The organism is Thermogemmatispora sp. (genome assembly GCF_019683755.1).
In the GTDB taxonomy this organism is placed as follows: domain Bacteria; phylum Chloroflexota; class Ktedonobacteria; order Ktedonobacterales; family Ktedonobacteraceae; genus Thermogemmatispora.
In genome coordinates, this window is record NZ_JADGHT010000356.1 from 1 (window position 1) to 4,625 (window position 4,625).

Genomic DNA, 4,625 nt, shown 5'->3' on the forward strand with positions numbered 1-4,625 from the left:
CAATCAGCGATGCCACGGGATGAAATATAGTAAATATTATCACTGGAGCGTTTCGCGTTGCGCTTGGCCTCAGCAACGAGATAGCTGATTTCCTGCAGGCTGTGAGCGAGATAAGGGAGGTTATTGACAATACCAATTGAGAGAGAGACTAGCGGGAACTGATAGGGGCGCCCTTTCCGATCGACTCCGCTGATCGTGCCGCGCTTAAGGTCTTCAGGTCGATAGAAAGGCTGACTCAGCTCCTTGTAAGCGGCAATGATACGGCAACTGAGCAGCCGGGCTCGATCAGGTGTGGTGACCACCACAAAGTCGTCACCCCCGACGTGGCCGACGAAATCCTCCACGTTCCCGTATTCACAGACGACACGGCGGCAGATGCGTCCCACCAGACGAATCATCTCATTGCCAGCAAGGAAACCGTAGGTATCGTTAAAGGCTTTAAAATTATCGAGGTCAAGATAGAGAAGGCTCCAGGGCTCCTGACTCGTAAGCTTACACTTGATAGTCATCTCCACCTGGAGCGCCCCCGGAAGGTCAATTAGCCTCGATAGCATCACTTGCTGTACATGCCGTAGCTGTGTGCGGACACGCTCCAGCAATTCCTCAACATCGAAGGGGATGACGATATAGTCATCTGCCCCCATACGGAAAGCACGCACCTTAGCGCCGGGGTCGTTTGCGGCACTGACGACAATGATGGGGATATACATCGTCCGGGCATGCGTGCGCAGGCGCTGAATGAACTGCTCACCATCTCCTCCAGCACTCGCCATGTTAATGACGATGAGCTGAGGCATCTTGCGCAGCGCAAACTGGACAGCATCCTCGCCGTGAAGGACAGTGACCGTATGATCTCCATCACTTTCCAGACGTTTTTGCAGGATGCGAGAGATCAGACTGTTGTCCTCGACGACTAATACATTGCCCATAAGTGCTCCTGCCTCTACGCTTCACTAGCACAACGAAAGCACATTTTACCTTCCACACCAGATCTTCACAGGAACAAAAACAGCCCCATGTGACGCGGTGTGATAGAGGTGCAGAGGTATCTGTGTTAAGAGACCTCCAGGTTCGCTGCCCGGGGTGAGCACCAGCGTGCGCATAGGCCTGCAAGCCTGCCCACCACCCTTTTTCACCAGGCAGGATCAGTTATCATAGATCGTAGACCCTGGCCACTAACGACCCCTGACGATAGGGCAAACGAGCAGCTCCCCGAGCACAGGGCGAGGACTCATGCACCGCCACCCCTATCTCTGCTCCCCTCTAAAGATAAGGCAGCGCGCATGAGCAAGAGCACAGAGCAAAACAGAGCAACAAATAAATGTAGAGTTGTGAGTGTCTTCTTTCCACTATTCCACTGCCCTTTGAGTCAGCCAGGCTATTGACCGCGGGCACAGACAGAAGTTTCCGCGCGCCCCTCCGGCGGCTTCTTGTCCCCCGGTCAGCATTGCCAATCCTGAAGCTCTGTGGAGCTGGACCCAGGCTGCCTTCTACGGGTCCTGGCAACAGCGCCATACCTGCTTGCCCCATCATATTAAACGCTAGCACATAAAGCAAGCAGTGTCAACACATCAGAGATGAATTTTTCATCATCCACCTGAGCACGAGAAAGTTCAACATTTGTCTGTACGATCCAGTGTAATATCCCTGGATGGATTGGCAAAGAAAGTACTAACAAATGTTCTTGCCATGTTGCACAGAAGCAGATGGAAAACTATCTCTTCATCCAACAAGTTTCATGGTGCTCATATGGATGGCTCAGCATGGCCTTCTCTCTCTTGAACAAGCGATCTGATTTTTCCGGTCCGTCCCCAATGGGGAGCGGCTGACCAGTCCAGCCAGTCCCTTGCGGATCATAGCCCAGTGGGAAGAGCGGCAAGGTGTGCCAAGTGAGAGGGTTTCCAGGTTTTGCAGTTGACGTGCCGCGTAGCCTGCGCTAAGATAAAAGCGCCCATCCAGGCGCGAGAAACTTCTAGCGAGTCTTGAAGGGGAGCCTATGGCCATATCCTCCGCACCGACTGAGCGCAGCGTGATTTTCCCCAGTAAGGGACAGCCCTCTTTTATGCTCGAGGGTATTCTTCATTATCCCGGCCAGGCTCGTCAGGCCCCCGCCGCTGTGCTCTGCCATCCTCAGCCGGCCAGTAGCGATATGCAGGACATATTGACTTTGCTCCTGGCACGCCGTCTGGCCGAGCAGGGTATGATTGCCCTCCGCTTCAATTTCCGCGGCGTTGGTCGCAGCCAGGGGCAACAGACTGATGGCCGTCTGGAGCCGCTGGATTTGGCTGGGGCTGTTGACTTTATTCTGGCCCAGCCCGGTGTCAATCCCGCCAAGCTCTGTGTCATTGGCCATGCCTTTGGCGCCTATATTGCTCTCCAGTACGCTCCTTATGACCCGCGCATCCGCACAGTGGTTGCGATTAGCCTGCCGCTCTTTCGAGCCATTGGCGGCCTACCCCGCCAGTTCGAGCGTCCGAAGCTGTTCGTCACTGGCGAGTTCGACGAGGTGTGTCCGCTCTATAAGCTAGAGCCGTTTGTCGAACAGCAGAAAGGGCCCAAGGGTATTAAGGTCATCACTGGCGCCCGCCACTTGATGCGCGGTTATGAGGAGCCAGCCATTGAGGCGATCACGCGCTATTTGAAACGCTGGGCCGAGATGCCCGATATCTAAGCAGAGCCAGGCGGTGGCAATGCTATCGCTGAGCGCTACTGTCCTGCCATTTCTGGCAGCGAGAGAGCCAGCTATTGAGGCTAGCTCGAGTGTCCCTGCACTCACTGATCATACTCGCCACATTTGGTATAGTGAAATCTGAAGGAGCAGCTACCAGCGCAGCCTGGCTCGCCAGTTTCCTGCGGGTACAGTTCGCTTCGAGGGCTTTCATCTTGACCTTGACAGCACTCTGCGGCGATGTTACCCTTGACAACGCGTGTATTGGCTCTTTGAGAGCGATCAGCAGCTAGAGGTCAAGTCTTTTTGACAACCGCACAGGCTTGCCTTAGCGCGATCTCAGCGCCGACACCGACCAATGCTGCTTCTGCATGGCATGGCGCTAGAGAAGCTCGTGGCGCCCTCTGCCGCCGAGCAGTAGTTCCGGCAAGCTTGATGGAAGACGCTGCCCAGCCTATCCGTGGGTAGTTGGTTCAGTGTTTCTTGCCGTTTGTTTACCCGTTGATGACACGAAACAGTAGAGGAGTTAGCCCTGTGGAGAGCCTTCATCCGATCCTTCTTGAAGCTTCGCTCCATGAAACGATTTGGGGAGGAAGACGCCTGGAAGAGGACGGCTGGAAAAAGCTGCCTCCGGCGAAGCTGATCGGTGAAGCCTGGGAGACTGAGGTGAATACGCTGGCTCAGAATCCACCTTACGTCGGGAAAACCCTGGGTCAGCTGACAACAGAGTTGGGGCCCTCTCTTCTCGGCCCACAAACCGCAGCGCTGTTCGGTTCGCGCTTTCCCCTCCTGGCTAAGTTCATTGATGCTCATCAGAAATTGTCTGTGCAGGTGCACCCTGATGACGCTTACGCCGCCCAGCATGAGGGGGGTAAGCTCGGCAAAACCGAATGCTGGTATATTCTGGCCGCGGAGCCAGGGGCCACAATCATTCACGGTTTTGCCGCTCCTACGAGCCGCTCCGAAGTAGCCGCTGCCATCGAAAATGTACAGCTTGAGCGACTTCTCCACGAAGAACCAGTCAACCCAGGAGATGTAATCTTTGTTCCTGCCGGTACGGTGCATGCAATCGGCGCGGGTATTTTACTCTATGAGCTTCAAGAATATTCTGATATTACTTATCGCATGTACGACTACGGTCGCTTGACAGCCGAAGGGAAGCCGCGCGAGTTGCATATTGAAAGCGCTTTAGCTGTGGCTCATTATGGGCCTTCAGCGCGCATCAAGGTTCGGGCGGTACCCCTCCCCAGTGGGCCAGGTTATGAAGAGCGCTGTCTAGTCGCCTGTCGCTATTTTGTGCTGCGTGAATTAACGCTGAGGGGAGAGGTGCACGATCAGCCGGCAGGAAGTTGCCAGATTTTGTCATCATTGGGAGCCGAGGTAACGATTCACTACGGTCCCGCGCAGCAGCATCGGTTGAGCTTTGGACGGGGGCAGAGCGTGGTCTTGCCCGCGGCGCTTGGCCCCTATCGCCTGGAAGGTCAAGGAGTGCTGCTACGCTCCTACGTGCCAGCTCCGACAGACTTCGCCTGGCTGACCTGGAAAGGCGCCAATCCTGAGCTGGCCTGAGTCTGCAGAGATACAGGCAGACAGGCAAAGGCCACGTGTCGTTTGGCTTGTCTGAGGCTGCTCAGGCTGGCCGGGGTTGCTCAAGGCCCAGTCAAAGCCTAGTGGCGTCGCTCGCGTGAGGCCAGAAAGACTGGTCAATTGCTCGCTAACGACCTCGCTCGCGCCGTTTCTCATCCAGGTAAACGATGGTACCTTCGACGACGCGCTGCTCATCTCGCTGTGGGCCTTCGCTGGCATGGGAGGGATGATCAGCGCTCAAGCCACCCAATTCTCGCTGGAGCTGCTCGACGGTCGCCAGTACATGGGCGACCCCACGCAACAGGTCAATAACCCTAAGTACGGCCAGGAGCACTACCCAGAACGCTAGACCGACTAGTAGCGTGATGCC

Annotated in this window: 4 protein-coding genes; 2 read left to right on the forward strand and 2 right to left on the reverse strand. The window is 55.7% G+C overall.

Going from position 1 to position 4,625, the window contains the following annotated elements; genetic code table 11:
• On the reverse strand, positions 1-929 hold a 929-nt coding region (locus tag IRZ24_RS17070; RefSeq protein ID WP_297166811.1), incomplete at its 3' end, for a response regulator.
• 1,067 nt (positions 930-1,996) lie between these two features.
• Between IRZ24_RS17070 and IRZ24_RS17075 the strand changes: the two genes are divergently transcribed.
• Positions 1,997-2,671, forward strand: a complete 675-nt coding sequence (locus IRZ24_RS17075) for an alpha/beta fold hydrolase (RefSeq protein ID WP_297166814.1) — start codon at positions 1,997-1,999, stop codon at positions 2,669-2,671.
• Positions 2,672-3,202: 531 nt separating this feature from the next.
• Entirely contained in the window at positions 3,203-4,237 is a 1,035-nt protein-coding gene (locus IRZ24_RS17080; protein WP_297166817.1) for a type I phosphomannose isomerase catalytic subunit, read from the forward strand.
• Positions 4,238-4,382: 145 nt separating this feature from the next.
• Here IRZ24_RS17080 and IRZ24_RS17085 read toward each other — a convergent pair.
• Positions 4,383-4,625 (reverse strand): hypothetical protein (locus tag IRZ24_RS17085; protein WP_297166822.1); only part of this gene is annotated, 243 nt, incomplete at its 5' end.